The 14,410-nt window shown below is 38.5% G+C and carries 14 protein-coding genes and 3 pseudogenes; 11 read left to right on the top strand and 6 right to left on the bottom strand.

Translation table 11 applies throughout. The features are described from left to right. The first annotated feature begins 32 nt into the window (after window positions 1-32). The 7 genes and pseudogenes from RIL182_RS13170 (at window position 33) to ltrA (ending at window position 6,962) form a co-directional block, all read left to right on the top strand. A complete protein-coding gene (locus tag RIL182_RS13170) occupies window positions 33-680 on the top strand; it encodes a hypothetical protein (RefSeq protein WP_044999593.1) in 648 nt (215 codons plus the stop codon). 13 nt (window positions 681-693) lie between these two features. Continuing rightward, window positions 694-1,311 carry a class D sortase gene (locus RIL182_RS13165; protein WP_015567855.1) on the top strand — a complete coding sequence of 206 codons (618 nt, stop codon included), beginning with the start codon at window positions 694-696 and terminating at the stop codon, window positions 1,309-1,311. Then, window positions 1,304-1,702, top strand: a complete 399-nt coding sequence (locus RIL182_RS13160) for a hypothetical protein (protein ID WP_015567856.1) — start codon at window positions 1,304-1,306, stop codon at window positions 1,700-1,702. Before RIL182_RS13165 ends, RIL182_RS13160 begins: the two co-directional genes overlap by 8 nt. A gap of 3 nt (window positions 1,703-1,705) precedes the next feature. After that, complete coding sequence (locus RIL182_RS13155; RefSeq protein WP_006859391.1) at window positions 1,706-2,395, top strand: SpoVG family protein; 690 nt, start codon at window positions 1,706-1,708, stop codon at window positions 2,393-2,395. 60 nt (window positions 2,396-2,455) lie between these two features. Further along, complete coding sequence (locus RIL182_RS13150) at window positions 2,456-3,376, top strand: DUF6674 family protein (RefSeq protein WP_006859392.1); 921 nt, start codon at window positions 2,456-2,458, stop codon at window positions 3,374-3,376. A 116-nt stretch (window positions 3,377-3,492) separates the two neighbouring features. Further along, window positions 3,493-5,145: pseudogene (locus RIL182_RS13145) on the top strand (recombinase family protein). Between the two features lie 533 nt (window positions 5,146-5,678). Further along, window positions 5,679-6,962 carry a group II intron reverse transcriptase/maturase gene (ltrA, locus tag RIL182_RS13140; RefSeq protein WP_157579721.1) on the top strand — a complete coding sequence of 428 codons (1,284 nt, stop codon included), beginning with the start codon at window positions 5,679-5,681 and terminating at the stop codon, window positions 6,960-6,962. 241 nt (window positions 6,963-7,203) lie between these two features. Here ltrA and RIL182_RS13135 read toward each other — a convergent pair whose 3' ends face one another. The 6 genes from RIL182_RS13135 to RIL182_RS13110 are packed head-to-tail and all read right to left on the bottom strand — an operon-like array spanning window position 7,204 to window position 11,623. Next, window positions 7,204-8,391: an MFS transporter gene (locus RIL182_RS13135; RefSeq protein ID WP_015560923.1), complete on the bottom strand. Its 1,188-nt coding sequence runs from the start codon at window positions 8,389-8,391 to the stop codon at window positions 7,204-7,206. A gap of 21 nt (window positions 8,392-8,412) precedes the next feature. Further along, window positions 8,413-9,315: a DUF1848 domain-containing protein gene (locus RIL182_RS13130; protein ID WP_015560924.1), complete on the bottom strand. Its 903-nt coding sequence runs from the start codon at window positions 9,313-9,315 to the stop codon at window positions 8,413-8,415. Window positions 9,316-9,326: 11 nt separating this feature from the next. Then, window positions 9,327-9,845, bottom strand: coding sequence for an SLOG cluster 4 domain-containing protein (locus tag RIL182_RS13125; protein WP_006859478.1), 519 nt, complete (start codon window positions 9,843-9,845; stop codon window positions 9,327-9,329). Then, a complete protein-coding gene (locus tag RIL182_RS13120; RefSeq protein WP_006859479.1) occupies window positions 9,842-10,162 on the bottom strand; it encodes a pyrophosphohydrolase domain-containing protein in 321 nt (106 codons plus the stop codon). Before RIL182_RS13120 ends, RIL182_RS13125 begins: the two co-directional genes overlap by 4 nt. Window positions 10,163-10,164: 2 nt before the next feature. Continuing rightward, window positions 10,165-10,818 carry a class I SAM-dependent DNA methyltransferase gene (locus RIL182_RS13115; RefSeq protein ID WP_006859480.1) on the bottom strand — a complete coding sequence of 218 codons (654 nt, stop codon included), beginning with the start codon at window positions 10,816-10,818 and terminating at the stop codon, window positions 10,165-10,167. A 31-nt stretch (window positions 10,819-10,849) separates the two neighbouring features. Beyond that, window positions 10,850-11,623: a class I SAM-dependent methyltransferase gene (locus RIL182_RS13110; RefSeq protein WP_006859481.1), complete on the bottom strand. Its 774-nt coding sequence runs from the start codon at window positions 11,621-11,623 to the stop codon at window positions 10,850-10,852. 263 nt (window positions 11,624-11,886) lie between these two features. Here RIL182_RS13110 and RIL182_RS22385 point away from each other — a divergent pair. The 4 genes and pseudogenes from RIL182_RS22385 to RIL182_RS13085 all read left to right on the top strand — a co-directional run. After that, window positions 11,887-12,138, top strand: a pseudogene (locus tag RIL182_RS22385) (IS110 family transposase); the annotation flags it as partial. A gap of 526 nt (window positions 12,139-12,664) precedes the next feature. Beyond that, a pseudogene (locus RIL182_RS13095) lies at window positions 12,665-13,036 on the top strand (methyl-accepting chemotaxis protein); the annotation flags it as partial. Window positions 13,037-13,382: 346 nt separating this feature from the next. After that, complete coding sequence (locus RIL182_RS13090) at window positions 13,383-13,499, top strand: cyclic lactone autoinducer peptide (protein WP_015560929.1); 117 nt, start codon at window positions 13,383-13,385, stop codon at window positions 13,497-13,499. A gap of 112 nt (window positions 13,500-13,611) precedes the next feature. Further along, the gene (locus RIL182_RS13085) at window positions 13,612-14,385 is read left to right on the top strand and encodes a DUF6033 family protein (protein WP_006859485.1); all 774 of its coding nucleotides are present in this window, start codon (window positions 13,612-13,614) and stop codon (window positions 14,383-14,385) included. Window positions 14,386-14,410 lie beyond the last annotated feature (25 nt).

Below are 14,410 nucleotides of genomic sequence, written 5' to 3'. Positions count from 1 at the left end.
ACAACCAGAGATATGGCTTGCAGGATAACTTTATGATTAAGTACCCAAAGCTGATTAAGACAGCAACTGAAAAGCTTGCCAATGTCCGTGAGGATGTAAAGGCAAGGGATAAAGAGCTGATTGATAATCCGGAATTTGCCATTACTATAGGCAAAGCAACCTACACAGAGCGTGTGGATGGAGGAACGATGATGCTTGAAGCAATCAGCAAATGTAAGACCGGAGAGACAACTGCAATCGGCAAGTTCCATGGATTTGAGCTGCTTGTGGAAAAGAACTTCCTTGGTATCAATTATATGGTGCTTCGTGGAAAGACTGAGTACAAGGCAGAACTTTCCACAAGTCCGGTCGGCAGCATGGTAAAGCTGGAAAACCTGTTCAATGGACTCCATGAGAACATTGATTTCTTAGAAAAGAAGATTGAGCAGTACCAGAATGACCTTGAAGCATCAAAGGCAGAGTATGACAAGCCATTTGCATACAGCAAGGAACTGGAAGAAAAGCTGGCAAGGCAGTGTGAACTGAATGCCCAGCTTGACCTTGAGAACGCAAAGGCTGTGGATGCAGACCTGAGCGGACCGGAGGAAGAAAGAGAAGCAGATGACAGGATGGAATCTGCAGCAATTGTAGCAGAGGATAAAGGTGCTTATCAAGCCGACAGAGAGGGCAGAACACGATAGGAGAGTGAATAATATGAGCATAAGAAAAGTGGTCGCAGGACTACTGATTGCAGCAGGGATTGCCATTATGGCAGTCCCTTTTTTCTGGAGGACAACCGGAGAAAAACAGACAGAACAGCTCATAAGTGAATTTGAGCAGACATTGGAGGATGATTACGATGAAGAAACAGATGTGGAGGAAGAGCAAACCTCCATTAGTGAAGAGGATGAAGCCATTCTTAAAGAAGGCGGTGTTATCGGCATCATTGAGATACCGGGCTTAAATATCAGGTATCCGGTAATGGAAGGTACCGCAAGTAAAGTGCTTAATGCCGGGATCGGTCATATAGAAGAAACAGCAGGAATCGGAGAAAGTGGCAACTGTGTATTGTGCGGTCATAATGGCAGCAGATATGGCACATTTTTTACACCACTAAGTCAGATATCCATAGGTGATGAAATAATGATAACCGACAAAAATGGGCTGAAGCATATCTATGAGGTAACAGAGACAGAGATAGTAAATCCGTATGATAACAGCATCAAGACACAGGGAGATGAAAAAGAACTAACTCTTTTTACCTGTTCCCAGAAAGGAACCATGCGTTTTGTGGTCAGGTGCATTTATAAGGAGGCGGTGATGGATGAATAAGAGATACCGGTTAGGTGAGATAGAAGAGGCAGTATCAGAAATGGAAGAGCTAATCGACATCGAGGATGATATTGCAGAGATTGATGATGACTTTCAGATAGTCGTAAGCGGCTGGTCTGTGTATGTCGAAAGCCTGAATCTGACACTCAGACAGGGAATAGCCTGTGTATGGGATGCAGAGGAAGGATTATTCATGCCTGATTTTGATGTGACCATCGTGTATGAGGGGAACATTGAAACACAGGAGTGGCTCTATTATGAGCAGGATGGAATGGTTGTTACACTTGGCAACTGGCTTAATGGCAGATTGTCTTGTGAACAGATAGAGCAGCTTTGGTGTGAGCTTATCATACCGGAGAAAAACAAAGAACAAAAAGAAAGCGAGGAATAGCATATGAAGTATTCAATTAAGGTAAACGAAGTAAGAGCAAAAGAGGGCAGCAATATCAAAGGATTTGCAACAGTAGTATTTGGTGATTCATTCAAGATTACCAATATAGCAATCCTTGAGAATAAGGACAAGGGAGAGTTTTTCGTATCAATGCCTAGATACCGCTCCAATGAGCGTGATGAAAGCAATGGCGTGATCTATAAGGATGTGTGCAATCCTATCACAGCAGAGTTTCGAGAGGAACTCTATACTAATATCCTTGATGCCTATGCAAGAATCAAAGAACCGGAGAAAGAGGAGACACAGAAGCAGGACAGAACACAGGAAATGCCTGAGTTTTCCGTAACTGTGACACCTTATGAGAGGGAAGGCAGTAACATCAAAGGACTTGCCCGCATTTACTTTGAAAACAGTTTCATTGTAAATAATATCAATATCGTGCAGGGAAAAGAGAAAATCTTTGTATCAATGCCTTCTTATAAGACAAAGCAGGTGGACGAGCAGGGCAAGCCAATCTATCAGGATGTCTGCTATCCGGTCACAAAGGATTTCAGGGAAAAACTCTATAATGAGATTATCTCGGAATATGAGAAAGCAAAGGATAAGAGCAACGAAAAGGCGAGGGAGAGTGCAGAGAAACATCATGGCAATCCTGATAAAGATAAGGACAAAGAGGCAACACCCTTTCGATAATTAGTAATCAAGGTACAGGGGCGGCCAAGGCTGCCCCATTTACAGAATGGAGGAAACAGAATGGATATGGAAGCAGGAAAAACACTTACCAATGAGGAGGTTATAAGGGAACTTCTCGAATTATTAAAGAAAAATGCCATGAAAGAGCAGGCAAACGATGTATTTGAGATATGCAGCTATGTGGATGGACTGGAGAAAAAGATTGATTCCATGACGGAAGAACTTACCAATATGCAGAACCAGATCAAAGAAATGCAGGAAGACACACTTGTTAATAATGCAAAAAAGGCATTGTCAGAAGCACAGGAGCGACTTAATGTCAGATGTGAGCAGATAAAGTCACAGGTATTGGAAGTGAAAGCACAGGTCAAATCTACAGCAAAGAGCATAGTTGATGAAGCAAAGGCAAAGGGAAGAGCTGCATTATACAGGGTGTCGGAGTTCTTAGAAATTAAGAAAAGACTTCTTGATATCCGGGAAAATGTAAGAGGTGCAATCAAGACCACGGATAAGGATATAGCAAAGACAGCACTTCTTGCAAAAGGATTTCGTGAAGCAGGGCAGACAGCAGCCAATGCATTCCGCACTTTTGCTGACAAATCGGAGGTAGATTACTCACAGAAAGAGCAGAAACATCCCATTACAAAGGCGGTGCTTGCACCTATGAAAGCAGTGAGAAAATTGTTTGTGTTAATGGAACTGCATCTGGACGCTTCGATTGATAAGCTGGATAATCTCGCTATGAATGTGCAACTTGATAAGGAAAAGCATATGGAGAATGCGAAAGCACAGGAACAGACAGAGCCGGAGATGGCAGAAGCTGAGAGAGTGGAAGCAGAGATTGTATACGCACCGATGGTCGCTGAACCACAGGAGTATCAGTATAATGCAGATGCATTTGAGGCTAGAAAGACATCAGAGGGAAAGCAGGAAAAGGCAGGAAAGGCTCTGCCAAAGGTTAGTGAAGATAAAGTTAGATAAATAATAAAGGCGTATCATCAGAAATGGTGGTACGCCTTGTTAAAGTAGAAAAATTTGGATGTATATGTTATAATATTCCAATCGAACTTATTTTTTGAAATGAATGGAAGAACACTATGAGCAGGAAAAAACAAGTTAATCAGAAAATCACAGCTCTTTACTGCCGTATCTCTCTGGAGGATGGCGGCGATAATGAAAGCATGAGCATCAGCAACCAGAAACTTATGCTCCGGGACTTTGCCGAAAAAAACGGGATGTTCCAGTATGAGTATTATGTAGATGACGGTTATACAGGCCGTAACTTCAACCGTCCTTCTTTTCAGCGCATGATTGCTGATATTGAGGCGGGAAAGATCGGCTGCGTCATCACCAAAGATCTGTCCAGACTGGGCAGAAATTATATTGAAGCTGGCAGCTATATTGAAATCTTTTTTCCAAAGCACAATGTACGATATATTGCCATTACAGACGGAGTGGACAGTCTGACCCGTCAGGAAATGGACATTACACCTTTTAAGAATATCCTGAACGATATGTACAGCCGGGATATTTCCAAAAAGGTGCTGGCAGGGCGTATGACCCGTTCCAGACAGGGAAAATTTTGCGGCGGACAACCGCCTCTCGGTTTGATGCGTGACCCGGAGGATAAGGGGCATTTGATCCTTGACCCGGAAACTGCGCCGGTGATTCGCAAAATCTATGATATGGCGCTGGATGGATGGGGCTGTATGCGGATCGCAAAGCAGCTTATGGATGATAAAGTCCCGATTACCAGAGTAAAGAGCAACACAGAATGTGACGTGAATTACTATTCATGGGGAAGTGCAAGAATCAGCCATATCCTGCGAAACCCTTTTTATAAGGGCGCACATCTGGTCTGCCGGACACATCAGAAAGGGATTCGCTCCAACACCTATGACATTATCCCTCGTGAGGATTGGGAAATTATCGAGGATTGCCATGAAGCAATCATATCCCCGGAAGAATGGGAGCAGGTACGGGAAATCATTGACCGTAGACCAACTATTATGAAAGGCAATTCCTGTCCTTTTTACAATCTGTTCCACGGCATCATTTACTGTGCGACCTGTGGAAAATCCATGCAGGTGCGGTATGAAAAGGTTGGAAGAACCGGAAAGAACCGTTTTACCGGCGAGATTCGGGAGCCGATTGATAAGGCGTATTATATTTGCTAGACCTACAACCGGCTGGGCAAGAATGCCTGCACCAGCCACAAGATTGAAGCCAGAGATTTATATAACCTTGTGCTGAAAGATATTCAGGAACTGGCAAAGACTGCATTCAAAGATGCCGATGCTTTTTATCAGCGGCTGAGCAGTCGGATGGAACGGCGGTATCTGCTAGATGCTTCCCAGACACAGAAGGAATGTCAGCGGCTGGAAAGCAGGAATCAGGAAATTGACGGGATGTTCCTGAGCCTATATACCGATAAGGCGAAAGGAATCCTGACTGAGCAGCGTTTTATGAAGCTGACAGCAACGCTGGAACAGGAGCAGGAAGCCAACCAGAAGCGCCTGCAAGACCTGATGTTGATGATGCGCCACTCTGACGAACAGGAAAATGAGGTCCGCACCTTCATCAAAGAAATCCGGCGCTATGCAACCATTGAGGAACTGGACGAAGCGGTGTTGAACCGACTCATCAGCAAGATTCTGGTGAGTGAAGTCAAGAAAATTGACGGACAGAAAGTACAGGAAGTCAGAATCATTTATAACTTTGTCGGAGAAATACCGGAAATTATTGTATAATAGTGAATCCCCATCTCTCAATTAACGAGGGATGGGGATTTTTAGTTTGCGCGCCATGGGCGCGCTCTAACGGGTGAAAGTCCCGAACACGCCCAGATAGTGGGAAGTGTATAGCTGAACAGCAAGGGTGTCTATCGTGAGGTGGAATCTGAAGGAAGCTGTAAGCAAATCTCTGGTCTGACGTACAGAAATCACATATAAGGCTAGGCTGCGAGAGATAAGTTGGCTAAAAGCAACGAAGTCTAATAACTATCACTTTTGTAGTAGCAGAGTAAATGTGGCGGATATATGGAGAGAAAGAGCGTGCACCTTAAGCGTGGAGGTCTCATAGGGGTTCCATTAGCCTAGTAACAACGAACTGTGAGAAGTCAGCCGAGCCCATAGTAGTGAAGAAGTCTCTGTAATGGAGATGGAGCAAAGGGGTGAACAATCAATAAGTTTGAGTATGTCTCGTATTGCAGAAATGACAACATCTGCTGTAACCAATCGGGTAAAGGATGGTCAAATCAAGCGAGGCGGAAAGGAAAGAACGCATGGACACAAGTAGTCTAATGGAGCAGATATTATCTAGCGATAACCTCAACAGGGCATATCTGCAAGTCGTACGAAACAAAGGTGCAGAAGGAGTGGACGGAATGAAGTACACAGAACTCAAAGAACATCTTGCAAAGAACGGCGAAAACATCAAGGAACAGTTGAGGGCAAGAAAATATAAACCTCAACCAGTACGAAGAGTGGAGATACCAAAACCAGATGGTGGTGTCAGAAACCTAGGAGTACCAACAGTAACAGACAGATTTATACAACAAGCCATTGCACAGGTTTTAACGCCAATCTATGAGGAACAGTTTCATGACCACAGTTATGGATTTAGACCTAATAGATGTGCACAACAGGCAATCCTAACAGCACTAGACATGATGAATGATGGCAATGACTGGATTGTAGATATTGACTTGGAAAAGTTCTTTGACACAGTGAATCATGACAAGCTTATGACTATCATAGGTAGAACTATTAAAGATGGAGATGTCATCTCTATTATTAGAAAATATCTTGTTAGTGGAATCATGATTGACAACGAATACGAGGATTCTATTGTGGGTACACCACAAGGAGGAAACCTCTCGCCACTATTGGCAAATATCATGCTAAATGAACTTGATAAGGAAATGGAGAAGCGAGGGCTTAACTTCGTACGATATGCGGATGACTGTATAATTATGGTCGGAAGCGAAATGTCTGCCAATCGTGTAATGAGAAACATATCTCGTTTTATTGAAGAGAAACTAGGACTCAAAGTTAACATGACCAAGAGCGAAGTAGATAGACCAAGTGGATTGAAATATCTGGGTTTCGGATTCTACTTTGATTCAAGAGCACACCAATTTAAGGCAAAACCACATGCAAAATCAGTAGCAAAGTTCAAGAGGCGAATGAAAGAACTCACTTGTCGTAGCTGGGGCGTTAGTAACAGCTATAAGGTTGAGAAAATTAATCAGCTTATCAGAGGATGGATTAACTACTTTAAAATAGGTAGTATGAAGGTGTTATGTGCCACGCTCGACCAAAATATAAGATTTCGATTGCGCATGTGTATATGGAAACATTGGAAAACTCCACAGAATCGCGCGAAGAACTTAATAAAGCTAGGGGTATATAAGAAACTAGCGTACTCAACGGCTTATAATGGTGCGAGAATCGCACACTGCTGTCAAGGCGGTGCCATGAATGTAGCCGTTACAAAAGAAAGACTAACCCGTTTTGGATTAGTCTCAATGTTAGATTACTACACCGAAAGGTGTGTTACTTGTTAAGTTGATTGAACCGCCGTGTACCGAACGGTACGCACGGTGGTGTGAGAGGTCGAAAATTTCTCATTTTTTGAGAAATTTTCTCCTACTCGATTTTACGGAACACTTGCTTGGAAAACGTAAACGCTCTATAGCGAGTACCTTTTTTGCATGATAAATAGTAGACTATCTCTTTTCTTGAATTTCTAATTTATTTCGTAACAAAAAACACTTCGGGGCAGGATGGCTCGAAGTGTTTTTTGTGCTACACTTTGTTTTCACGATAAATTTTCCATATCCAAATAGACAATATTGCTATAAATGCTCCAACTAAAATCAAAAGAATATCAACGGAAATTGTATTACCTATTATTCCGAAAACAGTAATTCCTATTGTCGTAGAAATTGTAGATAATATATTTAAGTTAGCAAAAACGCGTCCTAACATCTCTTTTTTTACATTTTCTTGTATTAAAACAGTATTTGATGTATTGAACAAAGGAAGAGATATTCCTGAGCATAGCATAAAAAGAATATATATACTAAAAATATTTGACGCCCCTAAAAGACAAATAAAACCTCCAAAAAGCAATGCTGATATTGCCATGAATTTTAGTTTATTAAACTCTTTAAAAGAACAAATCAAAATCCCGCCTAACATAGTTCCTAATGACCATACAAATTCATTGATTGCCAAAGCATTAACACTACTGCTAAATTTAAGATTTACCAATACTGGCGTTAAAAAAGCTGGTGCTGACATAAAGAAATAAAAAAGCAAATAAAATAAAATCAATCTTCCTAAGAAAATGTGCTGCTTGAAATATTTTACTCCCTCCAAAAAATCAGACAGTGTACTTGTATCCTTGTTAGAACTTATTGTGTTCTTATATTTTAGCTTTAATAGTACAATAATCGCCAATAGTGCTGTGATACAGTCAATAAAGAGGGTATGTCCAAAATCCATTACATTTAATAAAACACCTGCCATAGCAGGAGATAAAATATTGATTGCTGATGAAGCAGTAGCATAGATTCCATTTATTTTTGTTAATTTTTCTTCAGGGCAAATCAGCGGTAAAAAGGCGTGTTCTAATGGTGTTTGTATTCCTGAACCAACCGATCTCAACGCACAAGCACCGTATAGTAGGTATAATGAATCAAAACCATTTATAAATAAAATTGCTAGTATCAATGTAGAAATACCAGTAATCGTATCGCCTATTATAATTAGATTTTTTTTGTTGAATTTATCCCCCCACGTTCCTGAAAACATAGAAATAACAATCTGCGGCATATAAGTACAAACTATAGATATTGCAAGAGCCATTGTTGATGATGTTTTTAGTGTTATATACCAAACAATAGAATAAGACACTATGGCAGAGCCAAATAAGGAGATTATTTGACTGGTAAGAAAGACTGAAACACGCGTTAAACTTTTATCTTTCATTTTCCACCTCTCCCTCTAAATTTATAACTTTTTCATTTTGCGTACTTTTATAATATCTTTGCCAAAATCCAATTTGTCGCATAGAATTTGACTATTTTTATCATAACACTTTTGTTTAGTTTTCAGTCGTTTATAATCGGTAGCATAGCAATATATGCACCCATTCAAACAGGTATGATAAGCACCTATATCAACACTTTCTGCACAAAGACAGTTTTTTCTTTGTCCAGTCGCCTTTTTTAATAGTAATGGGCGATTACAGATTTCTTCTAATAGAACACTGTCAATACAAGCACCTTTAGTTATTCCAAATTTCGTCAAATCATAATTTTCGCAACAAGTCTTTATCGGAAGTTTATACTTTGCGCCTATTTCTCCAAACGCTTGTGCAAGATGTGTTATTTCATCTGTACTTAATTCGTATAACCTATATCCTCTATTTTTCTGGTATAAATCAATAAAGCTAATAACAACATGATTTACTGCCGTATATAACAAACTACACATTTCTTCAAATAGTTCAATATGCCGATTTACAGTATAAGTATCATTAAGTAAAATAGGATCATATCTCCATACGATTCGTTTTTTTTCGATTTTTTCGGATAATTCCAATACATTTTTTATAATGTCGCTTTTATCAGATATATTCTTTTCAAGAGTATTATCGTATGGGGTAATGGTGTACTGGAACATATACATATATCCCATACGATTTAATTCCTCTAAATAGTCCATAAATGGTACTGCATTTTTAGTCCAAAAAACAATACACTCAATAAAATCTGGCGAAAGATTTATCTGGCTAACCTGATGAAAATTCATCGGATTCCTAGTCATAACATATTTGTCACGCAACCGATTCATAAACCATTCTGGATAGCAGCCCGGAATATCCGTTCTCCTTGACACGGATAATATCATTTCTTTCTCCTCTAGTTTTGTAAAATATTTTTGGAATTGAGTTTTTCAATCATACTTTGCGCTGAATTAAAAAACTCGATTTCAACATTTTTCCGTTTATCAATATATTTTCCCTCATATAGAAAATTTTTTAAACGACAAATCATTTCGCTGCTATCTTCCAAAACCCATATAGGTATATTATTAAGGTATGCAAGGGTTATTTCGTTTAATGTGCCATTACACCCACCTATAACAATAAGAAGGTCGCTGGACTTTACAGCCAATACACTTCGCCCGTCCCAACCCATTTCAGTCGCCACGCGAAAAGTAGCTGGTTCATGTCCGCCTTCACAATGCCCCTCATTACTATATGCAATACTTATTCCGTTTACAGCTAATGCTCCATGCGTAGCAGAATTAGGGATTCCTGTTCCTCCGCCAGTAATTATTATATGTTTTTTTTCGGCGGCAACTTTAGCAATTTGAAACGCTGAGGACAACAAGTTTTCATTTGTTTCGTCCCATGCTCCGGCTATCATAATTTTCATTCTTTCTCCTCCAACTCAGTAATCAAACGGCTATGACCGTTTCCGTCTGTTCTCGCTTTCATTTTCAAAAGCCTATCTAACTTTTCTGATGTTAATTTAATAATATCAATATCGTATGCCACACAATTTCCTAATAACAAAATCAGTAAATCGGCGTGTTCTTCTTTAAAATTAGGTTTTTGCTTTGTGAGAGCGTCACAAATCTCGCCTAATTCTTCCATAAGCAACGCCATTCTAAAATACTTATCTTCCCCACCGTTATTCTTAAAATCATTTTGTATGTGTAATAATCTTACTTTTTCTAAAAGCTGCTCCATTTTTACTTCCCCTTTCTCAATGCGAATAAATAATGATTATAGTCTTTACTAATTCCTAATTTTTTCAATTCGACAAGTTCAAAAGGAGAACTTTCGATTAAGTCAACCATTTCCGCACAAGTCTTATACATAGCAGGGGCGCCATGTTCATACTTTATACTATGTGCATTAAAATCTGCGTTATTAGCTAATATCTTCATATTTGGAATCAAATCCACAAGTATAAACATTCCACCGTTGACTAAACACTCTGCAATTTTTGAGAGAAGAATGTCCTGCCCTTTTACGCTATGGAACATAAATGCTGAATATACAAAAGCATATTGTTCGGTATATAAATGTTCATCTGCACTCCCTAAATACAAATGATTATATACTGCCTTTTCTTTTGATCTTTTCAACATTTCCGAAGATATATCTAAGCCGTCAATTTCTGTGCTTGGCACAAGACTTTTTACACGTTCTCCTAATACTCCTGTTCCTACACCTAATTCTAAGATAGATTTTTTATCCATAGACTTGTCATAATATGAAAGTATTGTCTTTGCTAACTCATCATAGCTATATCCTCTTAAATCTAATTTAGGAACAACATCACTTTCATATGTAGTTGCCCAATCATCAAACGCACTTTTTACTTTTTTGTAGTAATTCATAATATCTCCTTTCTGCTACAAGGCATACAATTTATTTCTTTTTAAGTGTTATGTAACTATAATTAAAATCTACTGACAAAGTTTCCTCTTTGCTAAATAGATTTTTGAATACAGTAATTAGCTTTAGTGCATATTCGTATTCGCCTTTATAATTGAATATTTTCTGTAAACTACCAATGGCATAAAGAAACATAAAATACTCGTATAGTGAATTAAATGTGGCAAGGCTATTAACGTGCTGTATTTCGACTACTTGTAAAGGCAAATCTTTTATATACTCGTAGATCATCGAATCATCAATTCTACCTAACAAATCTGTAATAGGATTAAACGGCAAAATGCTTTTCTGATAACCGTCATTTGGTGTCATTATAATAATGACTCCATTTGGATTTAAGTAACCAGCTAATTTTTTCAAAACTTGCTCTCTTGATACAATATGATGTAATACCTGTTTCATTACGATAATGTCATATTTATTGTCATCAATAAAATTTTCTACACTATCATTTATTAACCGAACAGGATTTTTAAATCTTAATGTATCTATTTGCTGGAGCATATCGCTACTCATTTCAACTCCAGTTAATTCAATGCCAAAAGTTAGTGCGTCAATCTGACTTAACAATTTTCCAGTCCCACAACCAACTTCCAAAATCTTTGATGTTGAGGTTATATATTTCTTGATTGTAGGAATCATCATATTATCATTACCGTTAAGGCTGTTAATATAGCGTGACTTTTTCTCCCATTCTTCGGCTATATTACCTGAAAATACAGATTGAACATCAGAACTATCAAACATAAAAATTCCCCCTTATTACCCAAAATACACAAAAAAATAGTAAGTAGCTGTCGATATATGTATTTTACAACTTCCTATGTAGAGATTCAATATGCACGATACACATTTTTCTTTGGACTTCGGGGCAGATTGTCCCGAAGTTTAAAACCACTCTGTAAAGTATTACCTTGTACCTGTTGAGTTTCACTAGAGAATTTGTTATTGTTCGTAAGAGGGCATATATATTTTCACTAGAGATTATTGATACGATTAAATCTACGGCACGGGTAATTCATACACTGACTTTACAAAGTATCAGTACATCCCGTACAGGAGCTGCCAAGAATCCGGTGCTTCGCGATTATTACCTCAAAAAATGCAGTTCAAAACCAAAGCTTGTAGCAATGGGTGCCGTTTCCCATAAAGTACGCAACATAATCTATGCAATACTCAGAGATAGCAAGTCTTTTGAAATCATTACGCCACAGGAGCACATCAAACAATACAATGCTGCTAAATGCGACATAGCCGCATAAAATACTGCAAATCCAACGAATCAATATCTTTTTGAAAAATAATATTTTCACCAAGGGGAAAGTCTACCCTTTTTTAGAGGAAAAATATTTTTCATTTATCTATTGACATTTATTAGCTGGACTTTTTGAGTCTCTATTTGATTAAGTATAACCGATATAAAGTTTTCATTCTCTATGATTTACATGAGATTATTAAGGTTTTCCTAATGGCTTATAGCGCCGATCTGTTGGATTCTCCGCAGTTTTTGGAATCAGCCAAGCACCAGCCATCTTCACAGCGCCGGGAATACGCCCGCCGACACACCATGTGAGATGTCATGCCCTATTTCTCGGCACCCACTTTCAATGTCATATAGTCCATTTCGCACCTTCACAAAATATATTACAATTCTCTCGCTCGAACAATACAAGACAGAAAACATGAATAAAAATAAGGTGAAAATAGGGCAAGCACTACGAAAGATAGCTTTCTTTGATGGTGTTTGACCTTTTTGAATTTACCACTTGACATTGTGGTAAAGGTTTTGCTGTTGTTGCGGATCAGATCAGAAACCTTGCAGAACAGAGTGCAAAATCAGCGGTGGATTCAAAAGCACTTATTGAAGCAGCTATTCATGAGGTTGGAGATGGAAATATGTATGCAGAGAAAGCCTCAACTTCATTGAGAGAAGTTGTGGATGGTATACAGGCGATTGCAGACAGTGCGAAAAAAATAAAAGAAATTTCCATTGAACAGGCAGACAGTATGGAACAGGTAGAGGTAACCGCAGAAAGAATTGCTGAAGTTGTTCAGAATAATTCGGCTGCGGCACAGGAAACATCAGCGACGAGTGAAGAACTTACAGCTCAGGCTACAACACTTAGCGGTATGGTTTCGGTATTCAAATTAAGACAATAAGAATAGACAGAGTTTTTAGTGGATGGTTGTTTTTTACACAGTTAAAGAATAATCGTCCACTTTTCTGTTTTGGGCAAGAAAATGTTTTTTACTTTTAGTTCGGTTATATGGTTATTTATAATAAAAATATAGAAACAATGCGTCGTTTAATAGATGAAATATGAAGTATATGTTGAGTTTTCTTGAGCTGAAATATAGGTCATGAGTTTTTTATAATAAGAATAACTTTATGCTTTTTTGAATAAAAAAGTCTTACTTCGTGCAAAAAAATCTTACTTCGTGCAGAAAAGGTGAAATGTTGTAAGATACTTGCCGATAAAAAAGAAAAATAAGGAGGTTTTCAAATATGAAAAAGCTTAATGATGTAGCACTGAGATTACTTGCAAAAGCAGCATATGTTAATGCCAAAAAGGAAGCAGACTCAGCATGTTTGTTTATTGGTTATCAGCCTAAAATGCCATAGAATGTAAAAGAGCTGTTATTCCAATAAATCAATTAAAGGTTACTGCTTGGGCTTCGGATGGAGAGAGCAGGTACGGTTCTGACTGACAGAAGAACCGTGGAAAGGAGTTAATATGGGATTAGGCATTGAAAATTCAGTTAATGCTTATAATCAGAATTATAGGTATCAACAGAATAAGACGACAGGGCAAGCCAATCATTTAGATTTCAATAAGATTTTATCTGCTAAAGAGGGTGATAATACAGAGAAAGTACAGAAGCCAAATGAAAATAGTGTTTCAAAAGTAGATACCTACACTGAATATTTAAAGGCTAAGTATGGGAATATAATGATCCAAAATGTTGGAAGTGATCAAAAGAGTATGGATTCATTGGGGACGGGGACATATGGGATGAATAATATTGTGATTGCACCCAATGTTTTGGAAACAATGGCAAATGATCCCAAAAAAGCAGCTTATTACGAAAAGATGATACAGGATTTTTTTGCTTCGCAGTCAACTGTGAAGGCGCAGATGGCAGTCGGGGGGTTTGAGATTCAATCTTATGGTATGGTTATTCACCCGGATGGAACTGCACACTATTATGTTTGTGGAGATGTTTCACCAGAAAAAAAAGCAAAGATAGAGGCGCAAATGAAAGCTGAAGATGAAGAGAAGGCTAAACGGCGTAGACAATATTTAGAGCGCAGTGAGGAGGCGGCAGAAAAGCGCAGACAGATAGAAGAGATTAATATGCAAAAGAGTAAAAAAGATGCGGCTTTTAATGATAATATATCGGCTGTTAATGTATTATCGGAAGTAGATAGGGCGGTTGCCATAGCTGCTTATGAAAATATTGCCAATACTTTTAATGAAAACATAATAAAAAGTACAATTGATAATTGAGGACTTTACTGACTATATCAACTTA

It is taken from the genome of Roseburia intestinalis L1-82, from assembly GCF_900537995.1.
Lineage (GTDB): Bacteria > Bacillota > Clostridia > Lachnospirales > Lachnospiraceae > Roseburia > Roseburia intestinalis.
This window is presented reverse-complemented; position numbering and strand designations above follow the sequence as displayed.

Bases quoted from the DNA above. Each gene is read 5' to 3' on its own strand.
- RIL182_RS13170 (WP_044999593.1), top strand. From the start codon at position 33: ATGATTAAGTACCCAAAGCTGATTAAGACAGCAACTGAAAAGCTTGCC.
- RIL182_RS13165 (WP_015567855.1), top strand. From the start codon at position 694: ATGAGCATAAGAAAAGTGGTCGCAGGACTACTGATTGCAGCAGGGATT.
- RIL182_RS13160 (WP_015567856.1), top strand. From the start codon at position 1,304: ATGAATAAGAGATACCGGTTAGGTGAGATAGAAGAGGCAGTATCAGAA.
- RIL182_RS13155 (WP_006859391.1), top strand. From the start codon at position 1,706: ATGAAGTATTCAATTAAGGTAAACGAAGTAAGAGCAAAAGAGGGCAGC.
- RIL182_RS13150 (WP_006859392.1), top strand. From the start codon at position 2,456: ATGGATATGGAAGCAGGAAAAACACTTACCAATGAGGAGGTTATAAGG.
- ltrA (WP_157579721.1), top strand. From the start codon at position 5,679: ATGGACACAAGTAGTCTAATGGAGCAGATATTATCTAGCGATAACCTC.
- RIL182_RS13135 (WP_015560923.1), bottom strand. From the start codon at position 8,391: ATGAAAGATAAAAGTTTAACGCGTGTTTCAGTCTTTCTTACCAGTCAA.
- RIL182_RS13130 (WP_015560924.1), bottom strand. From the start codon at position 9,315: ATGATATTATCCGTGTCAAGGAGAACGGATATTCCGGGCTGCTATCCA.
- RIL182_RS13125 (WP_006859478.1), bottom strand. From the start codon at position 9,845: ATGAAAATTATGATAGCCGGAGCATGGGACGAAACAAATGAAAACTTG.
- RIL182_RS13120 (WP_006859479.1), bottom strand. From the start codon at position 10,162: ATGGAGCAGCTTTTAGAAAAAGTAAGATTATTACACATACAAAATGAT.
- RIL182_RS13115 (WP_006859480.1), bottom strand. From the start codon at position 10,818: ATGAATTACTACAAAAAAGTAAAAAGTGCGTTTGATGATTGGGCAACT.
- RIL182_RS13110 (WP_006859481.1), bottom strand. From the start codon at position 11,623: ATGTTTGATAGTTCTGATGTTCAATCTGTATTTTCAGGTAATATAGCC.
- RIL182_RS13090 (WP_015560929.1), top strand. From the start codon at position 13,383: ATGAAAAAGCTTAATGATGTAGCACTGAGATTACTTGCAAAAGCAGCA.
- RIL182_RS13085 (WP_006859485.1), top strand. From the start codon at position 13,612: ATGGGATTAGGCATTGAAAATTCAGTTAATGCTTATAATCAGAATTAT.